General features: G+C 65.3%; 14 protein-coding genes. 4 read left to right on the forward strand and 10 right to left on the reverse strand.

Annotated features, from left to right (window positions below):
- Window positions 1-30: 30 nt before the first annotated feature.
- Window positions 31-1,248, forward strand: coding sequence for an MFS transporter (locus M9H71_RS11355; RefSeq protein WP_164605666.1), 1,218 nt, complete (start codon window positions 31-33; stop codon window positions 1,246-1,248).
- 51 nt (window positions 1,249-1,299) lie between these two features.
- Here the strand turns inward: M9H71_RS11355 and M9H71_RS11360 are convergent, their stop codons facing one another.
- Window positions 1,300-1,845, reverse strand: coding sequence for a carboxymuconolactone decarboxylase family protein (locus M9H71_RS11360; RefSeq protein ID WP_164605667.1), 546 nt, complete (start codon window positions 1,843-1,845; stop codon window positions 1,300-1,302).
- Window positions 1,846-2,009: 164 nt separating this feature from the next.
- Between M9H71_RS11360 and M9H71_RS11365 the strand changes: the two genes are divergently transcribed.
- The gene (locus M9H71_RS11365; RefSeq protein ID WP_455405130.1) at window positions 2,010-3,194 is read left to right on the forward strand and encodes an acyl-CoA dehydrogenase family protein; all 1,185 of its coding nucleotides are present in this window, start codon (window positions 2,010-2,012) and stop codon (window positions 3,192-3,194) included.
- Between the two features lie 155 nt (window positions 3,195-3,349).
- Window positions 3,350-4,489: an acyl-CoA dehydrogenase family protein gene (locus M9H71_RS11370; protein ID WP_415216810.1), complete on the forward strand. Its 1,140-nt coding sequence runs from the start codon at window positions 3,350-3,352 to the stop codon at window positions 4,487-4,489.
- A 152-nt stretch (window positions 4,490-4,641) separates the two neighbouring features.
- Here the strand turns inward: M9H71_RS11370 and M9H71_RS11375 are convergent, their stop codons facing one another.
- The 9 genes from M9H71_RS11375 to M9H71_RS11415 form a co-directional block, all read right to left on the reverse strand.
- Window positions 4,642-5,676: an amino acid ABC transporter substrate-binding protein gene (locus M9H71_RS11375; RefSeq protein WP_107357307.1), complete on the reverse strand. Its 1,035-nt coding sequence runs from the start codon at window positions 5,674-5,676 to the stop codon at window positions 4,642-4,644.
- 40 nt (window positions 5,677-5,716) lie between these two features.
- A complete protein-coding gene (locus tag M9H71_RS11380; RefSeq protein ID WP_455405131.1) occupies window positions 5,717-6,313 on the reverse strand; it encodes a L,D-transpeptidase in 597 nt (198 codons plus the stop codon).
- Between the two features lie 42 nt (window positions 6,314-6,355).
- Window positions 6,356-6,487 (reverse strand): DUF2474 domain-containing protein, encoded by a 132-nt coding sequence (locus M9H71_RS11385; RefSeq protein ID WP_455405132.1) that lies wholly within the window; start codon window positions 6,485-6,487, stop codon window positions 6,356-6,358.
- Window positions 6,484-7,488 (reverse strand): cytochrome d ubiquinol oxidase subunit II, encoded by a 1,005-nt coding sequence (cydB, locus tag M9H71_RS11390; protein WP_455405179.1) that lies wholly within the window; start codon window positions 7,486-7,488, stop codon window positions 6,484-6,486. Before cydB ends, M9H71_RS11385 begins: the two co-directional genes overlap by 4 nt.
- 19 nt (window positions 7,489-7,507) lie before the next feature.
- A complete protein-coding gene (locus tag M9H71_RS11395) occupies window positions 7,508-8,914 on the reverse strand; it encodes a cytochrome ubiquinol oxidase subunit I (protein ID WP_455405133.1) in 1,407 nt (468 codons plus the stop codon).
- A gap of 508 nt (window positions 8,915-9,422) precedes the next feature.
- Window positions 9,423-10,034, reverse strand: a complete 612-nt coding sequence (locus M9H71_RS11400) for a sigma-70 family RNA polymerase sigma factor (protein ID WP_455405134.1) — start codon at window positions 10,032-10,034, stop codon at window positions 9,423-9,425.
- Between the two features lie 204 nt (window positions 10,035-10,238).
- Window positions 10,239-10,979 (reverse strand): response regulator, encoded by a 741-nt coding sequence (locus tag M9H71_RS11405; RefSeq protein WP_455405135.1) that lies wholly within the window; start codon window positions 10,977-10,979, stop codon window positions 10,239-10,241.
- Window positions 10,976-12,715, reverse strand: a complete 1,740-nt coding sequence (locus tag M9H71_RS11410) for an ATP-binding response regulator (protein WP_455405136.1) — start codon at window positions 12,713-12,715, stop codon at window positions 10,976-10,978. Before M9H71_RS11410 ends, M9H71_RS11405 begins: the two co-directional genes overlap by 4 nt.
- Window positions 12,685-14,757, reverse strand: coding sequence for an ATP-binding protein (locus M9H71_RS11415; protein WP_455405137.1), 2,073 nt, complete (start codon window positions 14,755-14,757; stop codon window positions 12,685-12,687). The genes M9H71_RS11410 and M9H71_RS11415 overlap by 31 nt, the downstream gene beginning before the upstream one ends.
- Window positions 14,758-14,972: 215 nt before the next feature.
- Between M9H71_RS11415 and ugpB the strand changes: the two genes are divergently transcribed.
- The gene (gene ugpB, locus M9H71_RS11420) at window positions 14,973-16,298 is read left to right on the forward strand and encodes a sn-glycerol-3-phosphate ABC transporter substrate-binding protein UgpB (RefSeq protein ID WP_455405138.1); all 1,326 of its coding nucleotides are present in this window, start codon (window positions 14,973-14,975) and stop codon (window positions 16,296-16,298) included.
- The last annotated feature ends 5 nt before the right edge of the window (window positions 16,299-16,303 follow it).

The following is a 16,303-nucleotide window of genomic DNA, read 5'->3' on the forward strand; positions in this document are numbered from 1 at the left end:
GTCGCGCGCGACCAATCACGCTCGCCTACGATGGTGAATCCTTCGGCTCCCGACGAGACCTCGTTCCGCTATCACGGTTGGCGGATCGTCACGGTGTGCTTCATCGTCGCCACCTTCGGCTGGGGGCTCGGCTTCTACGGCCAGAGCGTGTACCTCGCCGAGCTGGCCCGGACGCACGGCTGGCCGTCGTCGCAGATCGCGATTGCTACCACCTTCTTCTATCTCACCGGTGCGCTGCTGGTCGCCTTCGTCGGCGACGTGATCCGCCTGATCGGTGCGCGAGCCTGCCTGCTCGGCGGCATCGCCGCGATGGCGATCGGCACCGTGCTGCTCGGCCGCATCGATGCGCCGTGGCAGCTTTATGCCGTCGACGCGATCCTCGCGGTCGGGTGGGCTGGCACCAGCCTCGGGGCGATCACCAACACGCTCGGCTTGTGGTTCGACCGGCGTCGCGGCATGGCGATCAGTCTGGCGCTGAACGGCGCCAGTTTCGGCGGCATCGCCGGCGTGCCGCTGCTGGTGGCGCTGATCGGGGCGCTCGGCTTCACCGGGGCGACCTCGGCGGCGGCCATCGCCGCGGTGGTGTTGCTGATGCCGCTGGTCGCCATCGTCATTACACCGCCGCCGCATCTTGCCATCGCTTCGGGGACGGCGACCTCGCCCAGGGCGCTGTCGTCCGGTGCGATCCGCGGCAGCGCGCTGCGCAACCTCGGATTCCTGACCGCGACGGTCGCGTTCTCGCTGGTGCTGTTCGCGCAAGTCGGTTTCATCGTCCACCTGATCGCCTATCTCGACCCGCTTATCGGCCGCGAGCGTGCCGCGCTGGCGATGTCGCTGCTCACCGCGATGGCCGTGGTCGGCCGGGTATCGCTGTCGGTGGTGATCGACCGGCTCGATCAGCGTCTGGTCTCGGCGCTGTCGTTCGCCAGTCAGGCGGCGGCGCTGGGTGTGCTGATCTCCACCCGCGATGCGACGCTGCTGCTGGCCGCCTGCGCGCTGTTCGGCTTTTCGGTGGGCAATCTGATCACCTTGCCGGCGCTGATCATTCAGCGCGAATTTCCCACCTCGTCGTTCGGCGTTCTGGTCGCGCTCAACACCGCGATCAACCAGGTCGCCTACGCGTTCGGTCCTGGTGTCGTCGGTCTGCTGCGCGATGCCTCTGGCAGCTACACGGCGCCGTTCGCCGGCTGTATCGCCCTGCAACTCGCCGCCGCAGCGCTAATCATGGTGCGGCGGGAGCGCAGATGACCTTTTCTGTCGTCATGCGGGGCGGCCGGAACGCGCCCGGCGAATGCGGCTTTACGTCAGCTCCGGCGTCTCGCCCTCCGGCAGCGGAAACTGATAGGTGTTGAGCGTCATCGACACCATCGTGTAGTAGCCGCACAGTCCGATCACCTCCGCCAGCCCGCGCTCGCCGAGCAGCCGCATCGCCTCGTCGTACAGCGGCTGCGGCAGCCCCTTGGCTTCGTGCAGCGACCGCGCCACGTCGTAGATCACCTGGGCCTTCGCGCTGTCGAAGGACGGCGTGCGGCGGTCGCGGATCGCGTCGATGATTTTTGGATCGAGCCCGCCGTCGAGCGCCATCTTCTTGTGCGCGTACCATTCGAACTGCGCGGTCCAGTGCCGAGCCGTCACCAGGATGGCGAGTTCGGATTCCGCCGCGGTGAGTGACGTGTCGTAGCGTAGGAAGGCGCCGAGCCGTGTGGCGTGCCGCGCCATCTCCGGGCTCGCCAGCCACGCCATCATCGGCGGCGGCGGGCTGCCGCGCTTGCTGGCGATCGACTCGTCGTAGATGGCGCGTTGCTCGGCGCTCATTTCGCCAGGCGAAAGTAATTTCAGGCGCATCCTGTTGGATCCTCTTTGGCTGTCCGGCATCCGTTCCCTAGCACATCGCCGCAAGACCGCATCCCGAGACAGATATTGAATTCCACCGCGCGACGCGCCAAGGTCGCCGCCAACAATGCATCGCCGGCGCGCAAAGCGCCGGCGCAAATGTGGATGGAAACCGCATGACCGATCTCGATACATTCCGCGCCGAGACCCGTGCCTGGCTCGAGGCCAATTGCCCCGCCGAGATGCGCACGCCGATGCAGGGCGACGAGGACAATTTCTGGGGCGGCCGCAACGCCAAATTCGCCTCCGAGGCGCAGAAGGTGTGGTTCGAGCGGATGCGCGACAAGGGCTGGACGGTGCCGGATTGGCCGACCCAATACGGCGGCGGCGGGCTCGACGGCGCTCAGCACAAAGTGTTGCGCGAAGAGATGGCGGCAATCGGTGCGCGCCCGCCGCTGTCCTCGTTCGGCATCTGGATGCTTGGGCCCGCACTCCTGAAATACGGCAACGAGCAGCAGAAGGCCGAGCACCTGCCGAAGATCGCCCGCGGCGAAATCCGTTGGTGCCAGGGCTATTCCGAGCCGAACGCCGGATCGGATCTGGCCTCGCTGCAGACCCGCGCGGTGCCGGACGGCGACGACTTCATCATCAACGGCTCGAAGATCTGGACATCCTACGCCAACTACGCGGACTGGATCTTCTGCCTAGTGCGCACCGACCCCGCCGCCAAGAAGCACGACGGCATCAGCTTCATCCTGTTCGACATGACCTCGAAGGGCGTGACGACGAAGCCGATCCTGCTGATCTCGGGCAAATCGCCGTTCTGCGAGACCTTCTTCGACAACGTCCGGGTGCCGCAGTCGCACGTCGTCGGCACCATCAATCGCGGCTGGGACGTCGCGAAGTATCTGTTGCAGCACGAGCGCGCGATGATTTCCGGGATGGGCGGCCGCGACGGCGGCCGGCCGCTCGGTCAGGTCGCGGCGGATTCGCTCGGCACCGACGATCAGGGCCGGCTCGACGATCCGATCCTGCGCGGCCAGATCGCGACGTTCGATGTCGACGAGGCGGCACTCGCCTGCGCGGCGGAGCGGGCGGTCGATCTCGCCAAGGCCGGGCAACTGCATCCGGCGTTCTCGTCGGCGATGAAATACTACGGCACCGAGCTGAACAAGCGCCGCCACGAGATCCTGATGTCGGCCGGCGGCATCGATGCGCTGGAGTGGGAGAGCGAGCGCAGCCAAGAAGGCAGCCGCGCCCGCGCCTGGCTGCGCACCAAGGCCAACTCGATCGAAGGCGGCACCAGCGAAGTGATGCTCGGCATCGTCGCCAAGCGCATCCTGGATCTGCCGGGGGCGTAGTAGGGGGCCTCATCCTGAGGAGCGGCCGTCAGGCCGCGTCTCGAAGGATGAGGGGCCCCGGCGCTCATGGTTCGAGACGGCGCGCTGCGCGCGCCTCCTCACCATGAGGTCCTCGTATCGTTGCAACATCATTGATCTGATCGGAAACCTCACCCATGGCTCTCGTCCTCACTGAAGAACAAACCATGCTGCGCGATTCCGCGCGCGGGCTGATCGGCGACAAGGCGCCGGTCGCGCATTTGCGCAAGCTGCGCGACGAACGCGACGCCACCGGCTTCTCACGCGAACTGTGGAAGAGCTTCGCCGAGATGGGGCTGGCCGGCCTGCTGGTGCCGGAAGAGTTCGGCGGCTCGGGGCTCGGCTGTGTCGAGGCCGGTGTGGTGATGGAAGAGATCGGCCGCAATCTGACGCCGTCGCCGTTCCTGTCGACTGCAGTGCTGGCCGCTTCGGCGCTGGCCCGCGGCGGTTCGGCAGCGCAGAAGAAAACGTTTCTACCCAAGATCGCCGATGGCTCGCTGATCGCTGCGCTGGCGATCGACGAGGGTGCCAAGCATAGGCCCGCAAAGATCGCGCTGCAGGCAACCCGCGCCGGCAACGGCTTCAAGCTCAAGGGCGACAAGGCGCTGGTGGTCGACGGGCATGTTGCCGATCTGCTGATCGTCGCCGCGCGGAGTTCCGGCGCACCGGGCAATGCCGACGGCTTGACGCTGTTCCTGGTCGACCCCAAGGCCAAGGGCGTTGCGATCGAGCGCACCGTGATGGTCGACGCGCACAACGCGGCGCGGATCAGCTTCGACGACGTCGAGGTGAATGCCGATCAGGTGCTCGGCGAAGTCGACCGCGGCGGTGCGCTGCTCGAGGCGGTGCTCAATGTCGGCCGTGCCGCTGCTGCGGCCGAAATGCTCGGGGTCGCCGACGAGGCGTTCGGGCGGACCGTGAGCTATCTGAAAGAGCGCAAGCAGTTCGGCAAGCTGATCGGCGAGTTCCAGGCGCTGCAGCACCGCGCCGCACACCTCTACACCGAGATCGAGATCCTGCGCGCCGCGGTGCTCAAGGCGCTGCAGGCGGTCGACGCCGATGCGGCTCAGGCGCGGGTGGCTGTTGCGGTCGCCAAGGCCAAGGCCGGCACGGTGACGACGCTCGCGGTGCAGGAAGGCGTGCAGATGCACGGCGGCATGGGCATGACCGACCAGTTCGACGTCGGCCTGTTCATGAAGCGCGCCCGCGTGCTGCAGGAACTGCTCGGCGACAGCGCCTACCACGCCGAAGCGCTGGCGGAGTGGAAGAAGTACTGAGGTCCGTTTGTCAGGGCGCTTCCGTGGTCATTCCGGGGCGCGAGCGCTAGCTCGCGAGCCCGGAATCCCGAGATTGTTTTGAGACCTCGCCCTAAACCGCGAGATTCCGGGTTCGCGCTACGCGCGCCCCGGAATGACGGAGCTGAGGCCTGTCATCTGATCGGCGGCGCGTACTGAATGCCGCCGTTGCTCCAGAGTTGGTTGAGGCCGCGCGGGATTCCGAGCTTGCCGACGTTGCGGTCGTAGACTTCGCCGTAATTGCCGACGTGGCGGATGATGCGGGCGGCCCAGTCCTTCGACAGGCCGAGATCCTCGCCGAATGCGCCCTCGGTGCCGACCAGGCGCATCACGTCCGGCTTCTTCGACTTCAATGCTTCGTCGATGTTCTGCGAGGTGATGCCGAGTTCCTCGGCGTTGATCATCGCGTACAGCGTCCACTTCACGATCATCATCCAGTCGTCGTCGCGCTGGCGCACCACCGGGGCGAGCGGCTCCTTGGAGATGACGTCGGGCATGATGACGTGGTCGGCGGCGTTGGCGAAGGTTTTGCGCAGTGCGTAGAGCTGCGACACGTCGGCCGTGAAGGTGTCGCACTGGCCGTCCTTGTAGGCCTTCACCACGTCGTCGAACTTGTCCGACTTGACCTCCTGATACTTCATGTTGTTGGTACGGAAGTAATCGGCGAGGTTGAGCTGGGTGGTGGTGCCGTTCTGGACGCAGACCTTGCTGCCGTCGAGCTCGACCGCACTGTCGATCTTGCGCGAGGCCGGCACCATGAAGCCCTGACCGTCGTAATAGGCGACCGCCGGGAAATACAGGTCGTAGTTGGTCTCGCGCGACATGCTCCAGGTCGAGTTGCGCGACAGGATGTCGACCTTGCGGCTCTGCAGCTCCTTGAAGCGCTCGTTGGCATCGAGCGGCAGGAACTTGACCTTGGTCGGATCGTCGAAGATCGCCGCCGCCACCGCGCGGCAGAAGTCGACGTCGAAGCCGGTCCAGTTGCCCTTGTCGTCCGGAGTCGCGAAGCCGGGCAGGCCCTTGTTGACGCCGCACAGCACGGCATCGCGGCGGATGGTGCGCTTCAGCGTCTTGGTGTCGTAACGCTCGTAAGTGATCGCCGCCGCCGCGATGCCCGCCGCGACCACCAGGCCGATCGCGAGCCCGGTCTGAAACGTCCGTTTGAACATGCTGGATCTTTCGCAATGAGAAGGGAAGGCCGCCGCGCCGTTACAGCTCGGGCTTCTGCCGGACTACCACCTTGGTGCCGACCGGCACGCGCTCGTACAGATCCATCACGTCGGCATTCACCAGCCGGAAGCAGCCGGATGAAATCGCGGTGCCGATGGTGTCGGGGCGGTTCGTGCCGTGGATGCGATACACCGTCGAGCCGAGATACATTGCCCGAGCGCCGAGAGGATTGCCCGGCCCGCCTGCCATGAAGCGTGGCAGATAGGGCTGGCGCTGGATCATCTCCGGCGGCGGCACCCAATCCGGCCATTCGGCCTTCCGCGAGATCTTCAAGAGGCCCTGCCAGGTGAAGCCTTCGCGGCCGACGCCGATGCCGTAGCGCAGCGCGCGGTTGTTGCCTTGCACCAGGTACAAATAGCGTTCGGAGGTCTGGACGATAATGGTGCCGGGAGGCTCGGTGGTGCGGAAATACACCATCTGCTTCTGCCATTCCGGCGGCAGCACAAAGCCGTCGTCGGCGATCAGTCCGGGCTCGTCTCCGACATCGGACTGTTGCGCGTAGCTCGGTGCCGATGCGAAGAGCGTGACCAGGGCGGTCGCCATCGCCACCCGGCCCAACAAGCGCGGAAATCTCATGACACCCCCATCGTGAGTCACAGGCAGTTGCTGTGTATCACGTCATCCCTTGCCGATCCACAGCCGCAGCAGCAGCGAAACGATCGCCACTGCACCGACGCCGGCGAGCCACAGCACGACGAACCACAGCAATCGTCGGGGCAGCGGGCTTTTCGGTTCAAGCGGCGCGGTCAATGATACCCGTTCTCCGGATCGACCTTGCCGCGGAACACCCAATAGGCCCAGGCGGTATAGGCGAGGATGATCGGCACCAGGATGGCGACGCCGACCAGCATGAAGATCTGACTGTTCTCCGGTGCGGCGGCCTGCCAGATCGTGATGCTGCGCGGCACCACATACGGCCAGATGCTGATGCCGAGGCCGGCGTAGGACAGCGCGAACAGGCACAGCGCCAGCAGAAACGGCTGGTAGTCCCGGCGCTGCACCAGCGCCCGCAACAACAGAGCGGTGACGATGGCGACCGCGAGCGGCACCTGCGCGGTGGCGAGCACGTTCGGCCAGGCGAACCAGCGCTGCGAGTAGTCGTAGGACAGGAACGGCGTCGCCGCACTGACCGCGACGATCGCGGCGAGCAGCGCGAACAGCAGCCAGCGGCTCAGCCGATACGCCGTGTCGCGCAGATCGCCGGTGGTCTTCATCACCAGCCAGGTCGCGCCGAGCAGCGCGTAACCGATCACCAGCGCGATGCCGGTGAGAATGCTGAACGGCGTCAGCCAGTCCCACCAGCCGCCCGCATAAGCGCGGCCTTCGACATGCACGCCCTGCAGCAGTGCGCCGAGCGCGATGCCTTGCGCCAGCGCCGCGATCAGCGAGCCGAGGAAGAAGGCGAGATCCCAGCGGTTGCGCTCGCGCTGGGTGCGCCAGCGGAATTCGAACGCGACACCGCGAAACGCCAGCCCCAGCAGCATGGCGATGATCGGCGTGTACAGCGCCGGCATCAGTACCGCATAGGCCAGCGGAAACGCTGCGAACAGTCCGCCGCCGCCGAGCACCAGCCACGTCTCGTTGCCGTCCCAGACCGGCGCGACGCTGTTCATGATGACGTCGCGGTCGCGCTTGGTGCGAAACAGCGGAAACAGGATGCCAAGACCGAGATCGAAGCCGTCCATCACCACATAGACGAACACCGCAAAGGCGATGATGAAGGCCCAGATCGTCGCGACGTCGTAAGTCATAGCCACAACCGAATCCTGCTCAACTGAATCTGCGGGTGGCGATCGCCGGCGCCGGCGTGATGCCGGCGGCGCGTTCGGGCGTGTCGCCGCGCGGACCTTCCTCGCCATGGTGCGGCGGATGCGCCATCAGTCGCAGGATGTAGACCACGCCTGCGATGAAGATGGCGAAATACACCACGATGAAGGCAATCAGCGACGTCGCCACAGCGGGCGCAGCGAGCGGCGATACCGAGTCTGTGGTGCGAAGCAGGCCGAACACCGTGAACGGCTGACGACCGGTTTCGGTGGTGACCCAGCCCGCCAGCACGGCGATGAAGCCGGCCGGTCCCATCGCCAGCGCGAAGCGGTGCAAGGGGCGGGATTCGAACAGCCGGCCGCGCCAGCGCAGCCACAGGCTGAACACGCCGAGGCCGAGCATCAGGAAGCCGAGCGAAACCATCACCCGGAACGACCAGAAGGTGATCGGCACCGGCGGCCAGTTTTCGCGCGGCACGGTGTCGAGGCCGGCGAGCGGGGCATCGAGCGAGTGCTTCAGGATCAGCGACGACAGCTTGGGAATTTCCAACGCGTAGCGCACCACCGCGGCGTCCTGGTCCGGCAGGCCGAACAGGATCAGCGGCGCGCCGTTCGGATGGCTTTGGTAGTGGCCTTCCATCGCCATCACTTTGGCGGGCTGGTGCTCCAGCGTATTGAGGCCGTGGGCGTCGCCGGCGAAAATCTGGATCGGCGCCACCACCGCGATCATCCACATCGCCATCGAGAACATCATCCGCGCCCCGGGCTGACGCGAATTCGTAAGCAGGTGATAGGCACCGACAGCACCGACCACCAGCGCAGTGGTCAGGTAGGCGGCGAGCACCATGTGCACGAGCCGATATGGGAACGACGGATTGAAGATCAGCTTGAACCAATCGACCGCGACGAACTGTCCGACGTCGTTGATGGCGTAGCCTGCGGGAGTCTGCATCCAGGAATTCGCCGACAGGATCCAGAACGCCGACATCAAGGTGCCGATCGCCACCATCAGCGTGGCGAGGAAATGAAGGCGCGGCCCCACCAGCTTGAGGCCGAACAGCATCACGCCGAGAAATCCCGCCTCGAGGAAGAATGCAGTCAGCACCTCGTAGGCCATCAGCGGCCCGAGCACCGGCCCGGTCTTGTCGGAGAATACCGCCCAGTTGGTGCCGAACTGGTAGGACATCACGATGCCCGACACTACGCCCATGCCGAACGCGATCGCGAAGATCTTCATCCAGTAATTGAACAGGTTGATGAAAACTTCGCGCTTGGTCCACAGCCACAACGCTTCCAGCACAGCGAGAAAGCTCGCCAAGCCGATCGAAAACGCTGGAAAGATGATGTGAAACGACACCGTGAAGGCGAACTGGAGGCGCGCGAGCACCACCGGATCAAGACTTTCGAACATCCCACCGACCCGTAGACGTGACGGAAGATGATGCGCACATCATCGCGCGACTATGTATCGTCGCAGTGCACAAATGCCTAGCCGGCAGCCGTTAACAATTCCGCGACGGCGTTGCGGTCGATCGATGATCGTGCGGTTTGTCTTGGATTTGGAGGCGCGCAGCATCACGCTGCGTCAACACAACGCATCAGCGGGCCTCGAACAAGCGAAAACCCGGACGAGGGGCATCTCGTCCGGGTCCCTTGGAGGCCTACGATGGGGTGTCGGAGGCTTTGGAAATTCGCTGTCGCGCGACCTGCGATTGGTGGCCGCTGCGTCGATGGAGATCACCCTAGCAGGCCGATCTTTCCGTTCGATGTCATCGATCGTTTCAATTGTTTCGTTCCACGATCGTGCCGCGCCTTGCCGAGTATAGGGACCACCACATCGTGGCGCGAGAGCGGCGGACGAGAACCGCTCCAAACTGCCGGCGTGCGACCAAGCGGCGCGGATCGGCGCACCTGCGACGTCACGCCGCGAGGCTCTCGACGCCGTGCCGCTTGAGCAGTTCGGCGAGCTGCTTGCGGGCATAGAACATCCGGGTCTTCACCGTGCTCTGCGGGATGCCGACGATGCGCCCGACTTCCTGCACCGACTTCTCATGATAGTAGACGAGATTGATGATCTCGCGATGGGCCGGCGACAGTTTGGCGATGCAGGCGCGCAAGATGTCGCTGGTGCGGCTGCGGTCGAGGGCGGTCTCCGGCGAGTCCGAGCCGTCGGCGATCTCCAGCACGTCGTCCTGGTCGATATCCTCGTGCTGACGCTGGCGCAGCGCGGTGAGCGCCTTGAAGCGGGCGATCGACAGCAGCCAGGTCGACACTTGAGCACGGCCTTCGAACTGCCGGGCGGTCCGCCACACGTCGAGGAAGACTTGGCTGACCAGATCCTCGGCGGTCGCAGCGTCGCGCAGCATCCGCAGGATGAACCGATAAACCCGCACATTGTGCCGAGCGTACAAAGTGTGCATCGCAGTCCGGTCACCGTCCGCAATGCTGGCGAGCAGCATTTCATCGCTCGTGGCTCTGGCGGCGAGGATGCCCAGGCGGCCGGCGTCGTTGAGCGCAATGACGTTCTGCATGACGAGCTCCCTTCGTGCCGCGCTCCCCCGCGGCGTGTTGGGAGAACTACTAGCCAGCTACCGTTTCAGGAGGTCTGCGCCGGGGCGGAAAATGGTTTCGTGTCATGCTCGAATTGTTTCGTCGCTTGGTCGGTGACGAAACAATCGGTGCAAAAGGCGAGAGGGATCAGGGCTGCAGGCGGCCGCGACGGTCGGCCGGCAGGGTCAGGCCCGTTCGCTGGCCGGCGAGAACAAATAGCCCCCGCCGCGAATTGTCCTGATTACGGCCGGTTTTGTCGGGTCCGGCTCGATCTTGCGGCGGATCCGCATGATGCGGAGATCGACCGCGCGGTCGAAGGCTTCGGCATCTCGCGCATTCGCCAGCTCCAGCAGCCGCTCGCGCGACAGCACCCGTTTGGGATTGGCCGCGAACACCTTCAGCAGGCCGAACTCCGATGCCGTCAGCGGATGCTCGTTGCCGTCATCGTCGCGCAGTGCCTGGGCTTCAAGATCGAGCCATTTGGTGCCGAACCGGACGAGCTGGGCGTTATCGGCCTTGGCGGCACTCGCCGGTTCAGTGGCGGCCGGCTTCGGCGGCGCCGCGCGGCGCAGCACCGAGCGGATCCGCGCCATCAATTCGCGTAGCTCGCAGGGCTTGGCGATGTAGTCGTCGGCGCCGAGCTCGAGGCCGACGACGCGGTCGATCGGGCTGGCGGTCGCGGTCAGCATGATCACCGGGACGTTCGATTTCGCCTTGAGGTCGCGGATGATCGAGAGCCCGTCTTCTTCCGGCATGTTGAGGTCGAGCACCACCAGGTCCGGCAGCTTGGTGGCGATCTCGGCGCGCAGGCTCTTGCCGCCGTCGCACAGCGTGACGGCAAAGCCGTGCATCTTCAGATAGTCGCCGACCATTTCGCGGGCCGGGGCTTCGTCGTCGACGACGATGATGTGCGGGTTCTGGCTCATGACGGCGGTGCTGCGGGCAGTGTGATGGTAAAGGTCGCGCCCTGACCGGGGCCCGGGCTCGCGGCGGTGACCTGGCCGCCGTGCATGTCGACGATCTTCTTGACGATCGACAGCCCGAGGCCGGTCGAGCTCTCGCCGGCGGTCGGCTTGGCCGACAGCCGCTGGAAGCGGCCGAACAACCGTCCGAGGTCTTCCGGCGACAGACCGGCGCCTTCGTCGGAGACGCGGATCACGGTGTTGTCGCCGTCGCTATCGACCTGCAGCGCGATCCGCCCGCCGACCGGGCTGTATTTGATGGCGTTGCTGACCAGATTGTCGATCGCCTCGCGCATCCGGTCGGAGTCGCACATCGTGGTGCAAGCCTCCGGCGTCGACACCGAGATCTCCTGCTGCTTGTTCTGCGCCATCGGCCGGTTGGCTTCCGCAACCTCCCCAACCAGCGCCGCGAGGTCCACCGGCTCGCGCCGGATCGAGATGTCGAACGCGTCGGCCATCGCGTCGGAAATCAGGTGGTCGACCATCAGCGTCAACCGCCGGGTCGCGTCGCGGATGTGGTCGACCTGGGCAATGACGTGGTCCTTGGAGGCTTCGGCGCCGATCAGTTCGGTGAGCATCTCGGTGCGGCCGAGGATGACGCCGAGCGGGTTCTTCAGATCGTGGGCGACGGTACCGAGGATCTCGTTCTTGAACGCATTGGCGCGCTGCAGCCGCAGCCACTGCGTCGACAGTCGGCGGTTGGCGAGGGTCAGCGCCCGGGTGCGCTGCGCCACCCGGTCTTCGAGCTGGGTATTGGCCTCATGCAACTGGCGATAGAGAATGACGTTGTCGAACGCGATCGACAGCCGGCTGCCGAAGATCTCGACCAGCGACCGGTCGGTTTCCGACAGCTCGCGTTCGGCCTGCAGCAACACCACGACTTCGCGGCCGCTGCCGGTGCGGATGTAGAGCACGGTACGGTGGTTGGCGAATTCGTGCTTGCGGCGCCGGAACGCTTCCTCGACCATCTGGCGGAGGTTCTGGTCGAGCCCGTTGCCTTGGCAGGTGGTGCCGATAAAGCGGCTGTAACAGCCGGATCCGGCCAGAACCGCCAGGTCCTCGCCGGAATCGCGCAACACAAGAATACCGGCACAGTCGACGTTGAGCAGTGAGGCGAGCTGAGTCAGCACGCCCTCCGCCAGCCGTTGCATCGATTTGAAATCGTACAGCGTCGAGGCGGCGTCGATGATGATTTCGAGGCCGCGCCGCGTCTGCACCATGCGTTCGAGCTGCTGGTAGCTGCGCAGAGCGGCGGTCAGCGAGGTGAACAGCTTGTCGGCGGTGAGTTCGGTCTTGGCCTTGTAGTCGTTGATGTCGTAATCGACGATCACACGCCGTTCCGGTGCCTGGCCCGGCTGGCCGGTGCGCAGGATGATGCGGACAGTCTCGTTCTTCAGCTCGTTGCGGATGAACTCGACCAAATCGAGGCCGGCGGCGTCGGTCTCCATGATGACGTCGAGCAGAACTGCGGCGATGTCGGGGTTGGCCCGCATCAGTTCGCGCCCTTCGGCGCCGGAATAGGCCGAGACGATTTCCAGTCCCTGGCCGTTCAGGCTGTAATCGCTGAGTGCGAACCGGGTGCCGTCGTGCACCGCGGTGTCGTCGTCGATCACCGCGATCTTCCATTTTCGCGCGCCCGATACCTCAGGCGTCGAATCGGTGTCTTCGATCAGCTCGAGGATATCGTCCTGGTCGGCCATTGCAGGTTTCCGTCGATGGGCGGAGCGGCAGGAGCCGCGCCACCGGTGGCGGTCTTCGGCATGATAATGCGAAAAGTCGTGCCTTGTCCTAATCTTGATTCCAGCACCATGCGTCCGCCGAGCTGCTGGGTCACCAGATTGTAAACGATGTGCAGGCCGAGGCCGGTGCCCCCCTCGTTACGGCGGGTGGTGAAGAACGGGTCGAATGCCTGGCGCTGCACGTCCGGCGTCATGCCGGCGCCGTCGTCGGCGAAAATGATCTCGATGTCGTCGGCGCCGCGGGGGCGCGCCGTGATGGTGATCGCCCCGGGGCGGGCGTCCGGGAACGCGTGGTTGGCGGCGTTCAGAAACAGGTTGGTCAAAATCTGTCCGTAGGCCCCGGGATAGCCGTCGATCACCAGCCCTTCGGGCACGTCGATACGGAGATCGATCGGGGCACGCTTCAGCACCGGTTTCAGGCTGGCGACGATCTGATCGGTCGCCTCGTGCAGCGAAAACCGCCGGCGCTCGGCGTGCGAACGATCGACCGCGACCTGCTTGAAGGATTGGATCAGATCGGCCGCCCGTTGCAGGTTGCCGACGAGCTGCTGGGCCGCGTCCCGTGCCGAGCGGACGAATTCGTCGAGTTGCGAGCGCCGTAGCGGCGTATCGCCTTTGAGTTCAGCCTCGAAGGTCGTGGCGCGGCGGGTGAAGCTCGATGCCACCGTCAGGCTGATGCCGATCGGATTGTTGACCTCGTGGGCGACGCCGGCGACCAGACTGCCGAGCGCGGCCAGCCTTTCGGCATCGATCAAATTCTGCTGCGCGGTCTTCAGTTCGAGCAGTGCGCTCTCGGCCTTCTCTTTCGATGCACGCAGATCGTCTTCCGCCTTGCGCTTGTCGATGGCGTTCTCGCGGAACACCTCGACGGCGCGGGCCATCGCGCCGACCTCGTCCCGCGCCTCGGTGCCGGCGACGCGGCGGTCGTAATTGCCCGATGTGATCGCATGCATCGAGGCGAGGATCTGCTGCAGCGGCAGACGAATGCTGAGCGCGATGACGATCCCGGCCGAGATGATGATTCCGAGGAAGATCAGCGCGATCGTCAGCACCTTCTGCGAGATTCCCGCCAGGGTGCGATCGAACGTCTCCTGCGCTTTCTGCTCGCGCTGCCGCATCTTGACCGAGAGCGCATCGATCGCCGCGATGGTCGCGGCCTGGCTGGCGTCGATCGAGTTGCGTAGCAGATCGCTCCGTTTGGCGAGCTGATCGGTCAGTTCCTGCAGGCCGTCGCTCAGCGCCCCGGTGCGCAGCTTCAGCTTCTCCAGTGCCATCTTCTGCAGATCGTTGTCGGCGAGGTCGGTCATCACCGGAATGGTGCGCACGATCGTCTCGGTGTTCTGCCGCGCGTCTTCGGCAGCTTGCGGCGACAGCGACAGGTAGTAGGAGTTCGCCGCGACCAGCATGGCGGTGAACGCCTCACGCGCGCGGCCGAGCGGTGGCAGGATCAGCGCATCGCGCTGGCCGCTGGCGCCGGCGATCACGGCGAACAACGCTGCGATGTCACGTGCCGGCGCTTGGACCTGGTTTTCGTAGGTCGCCTTGATGGTGGTCTGCAGCGCCCGAAGATCGCCGAAGCCGCCGAGGAAGCGCTCGGTCGCGCGCTCCAGCTCCTCGACCGAACCGGACAGCATCGGATCGGTCGAGGCGCGGTTGGTCAGCGTCCCGAGCACAGCCTCGCGCAGGAGCAGGATCTCGGCAAACAAATCGGGGCTGGGCTGGTTGATGTAGCGATGGATCAGATTCTGCAGCCGGCCGGTTTCGCTCTCGAGCAGTGCCAGGATGTTGTCGGACTCACGGACGTGCCGCACGTCGTCCCACGCGGTGCGTAGCTCCCGCGAGCCGCTCCAGATCAGGCTGATCAGAACCAGAACGACCAGCGAATTCAGAGCTGCGATCGACAGGATCCGCCAGCGGATCGGCACGGCCCGCACCAAGCCGACGAGGCCTGTGCGGCCACGGTTGTCCGGGCGCGGCTCGGCGTCAGCAGGCTTCGAAGACATCGGGTCCAATCCGGTCGATGTTTCGTCGATCACCACTCGGCCGCCCGGCCGCAACCGCTGGTGCGCGCGCGGCGTCGGCGTGCGGGACCACGGCTCGGCTGGACAGCGGCAAGTTCAATCCCATAAGGTTAATGCCGTTCACAGGGATCGGAGAAGTCCCGCCAAGCTAGCAGATCAGCCTGGGCGATGGCTATCGGGAGTGAGCGCGTCTGACGATGGCCGGGATGTTCAGAAAACTTGCGCAAATCGCCGCAGTCCTGGTTTGCGGCGGTGCCGGGACCGCTCCTGCCGGCGCGGCCACGGAGATCGCGTGGTGGCATGCGATGTCGGGCGAGCTCGGCCGGCAGCTCGAGAAACTGGCGGCGGATTTCAACGCCTCGCAATCCGATTACCGGGTGGTGCCGAGCTACAAGGGCAATTACACCCAGGCCGTGACCGCGGCGATCTTCGCGTTCCGTTCCTCGACTCAGCCGGCGATCGTACAGGTCAATGAGATCGCCACCGCCACCATGATGGCGGCGAAGGGCGCGGTGTATCCGGTCTACGAGCTGATGAAAGACGAGAACGAAGCGTTCTCGCCGGCCGACTACCTCCCCGCGGTCACCGGCTACTACACCGATCTGAGCGGCAACATGCTGTCGTTTCCGTTCAACGCGTCGACGCCGATCCTGTACTACAACAAGACACTGTTTCGTCGGGCCGGGCTCGATCCAGACAAGCCGCCTGCAACGTGGCCCGACGTCGGCACCATGGCGAAGCGGCTGCGCGATGCGGGAGCGGCCTGCGGCTTCACCACGGCGTGGCCGTCCTGGGTGAACGTCGAGAATTTCTCCGCCTATCACAACCTGCCGCTGGCGACGCGGTCGAACGGGCTCGGCGGGTTGGATGCGGAGCTGGTGTTCAACAATCCGACGGTGGTGCGCCATGTCGCGCAGCTCGCGGATTGGCAGAAGACCAAGATCTACGACTATAGCGGCCGTGCCACGGCGGCGGAGCCGCGATTCCAGCAGGGCGACTGCGGCATCTTCATCGGTTCGTCGGCGACCCGCGCCGACATCCTGACCAATGCCAAATTCGAGGTCGGCTACGGCCGCCTTCCGTATTGGCCGGATGTGGCCGGCGCGCCGCAGAACACCATCATCGGCGGCGCCACGCTGTGGGTGCTGCGTGGCCGGCCGGCGGCGGAATACAAAGGAGTGGCCAAGTTCTTCGCCTATCTGTCGAAGCCGGAGATTCAGGCGGCCTGGCACCAGCACACCGGCTATCTGCCGATCACCAAGGCGGCTTACGATCTCACCCGCGCTCAGGGCTTCTACGACCGCAATCCGGGGACTGCGATTTCGATCGAACAGATCACGTTGAAGCCGCCGACCGACAATTCTCGCGGGTTGCGGCTCGGCTCGTTCGTGCTGGTCCGGGCCGCGATCGAGGTCGAGTTCGAGCACGCGGTCCATGGTGATAAGTCGGCCCAGGCGGCGATGGATTCCGCAGTCGAGCGTGGCAACAAGCTGCTGCGGCAGTTCGAGGGGACCAAGCCGTAACGGCG

The sequence above is a fragment of the Rhodopseudomonas parapalustris genome (genome assembly GCF_053772255.1).

Excerpts from the sequence above, each read along its gene's own strand:
- M9H71_RS11355 (WP_164605666.1), top strand. The coding sequence starts at position 31 with ATGGTGAATCCTTCGGCTCCCGACGAGACCTCGTTCCGCTATCACGGT.
- M9H71_RS11360 (WP_164605667.1), bottom strand. The coding sequence starts at position 1,845 with ATGCGCCTGAAATTACTTTCGCCTGGCGAAATGAGCGCCGAGCAACGC.
- M9H71_RS11365 (WP_455405130.1), top strand. The coding sequence starts at position 2,010 with ATGACCGATCTCGATACATTCCGCGCCGAGACCCGTGCCTGGCTCGAG.
- M9H71_RS11370 (WP_415216810.1), top strand. The coding sequence starts at position 3,350 with ATGGCTCTCGTCCTCACTGAAGAACAAACCATGCTGCGCGATTCCGCG.
- M9H71_RS11375 (WP_107357307.1), bottom strand. The coding sequence starts at position 5,676 with ATGTTCAAACGGACGTTTCAGACCGGGCTCGCGATCGGCCTGGTGGTC.
- M9H71_RS11380 (WP_455405131.1), bottom strand. The coding sequence starts at position 6,313 with ATGAGATTTCCGCGCTTGTTGGGCCGGGTGGCGATGGCGACCGCCCTG.
- cydB (WP_455405179.1), bottom strand. The coding sequence starts at position 7,488 with ATGACTTACGACGTCGCGACGATCTGGGCCTTCATCATCGCCTTTGCG.
- M9H71_RS11395 (WP_455405133.1), bottom strand. The coding sequence starts at position 8,914 with ATGTTCGAAAGTCTTGATCCGGTGGTGCTCGCGCGCCTCCAGTTCGCC.
- M9H71_RS11400 (WP_455405134.1), bottom strand. The coding sequence starts at position 10,034 with ATGCAGAACGTCATTGCGCTCAACGACGCCGGCCGCCTGGGCATCCTC.
- M9H71_RS11405 (WP_455405135.1), bottom strand. The coding sequence starts at position 10,979 with ATGAGCCAGAACCCGCACATCATCGTCGTCGACGACGAAGCCCCGGCC.
- M9H71_RS11410 (WP_455405136.1), bottom strand. The coding sequence starts at position 12,715 with ATGGCCGACCAGGACGATATCCTCGAGCTGATCGAAGACACCGATTCG.
- M9H71_RS11415 (WP_455405137.1), bottom strand. The coding sequence starts at position 14,757 with ATGTCTTCGAAGCCTGCTGACGCCGAGCCGCGCCCGGACAACCGTGGC.
- ugpB (WP_455405138.1), top strand. The coding sequence starts at position 14,973 with ATGGCCGGGATGTTCAGAAAACTTGCGCAAATCGCCGCAGTCCTGGTT.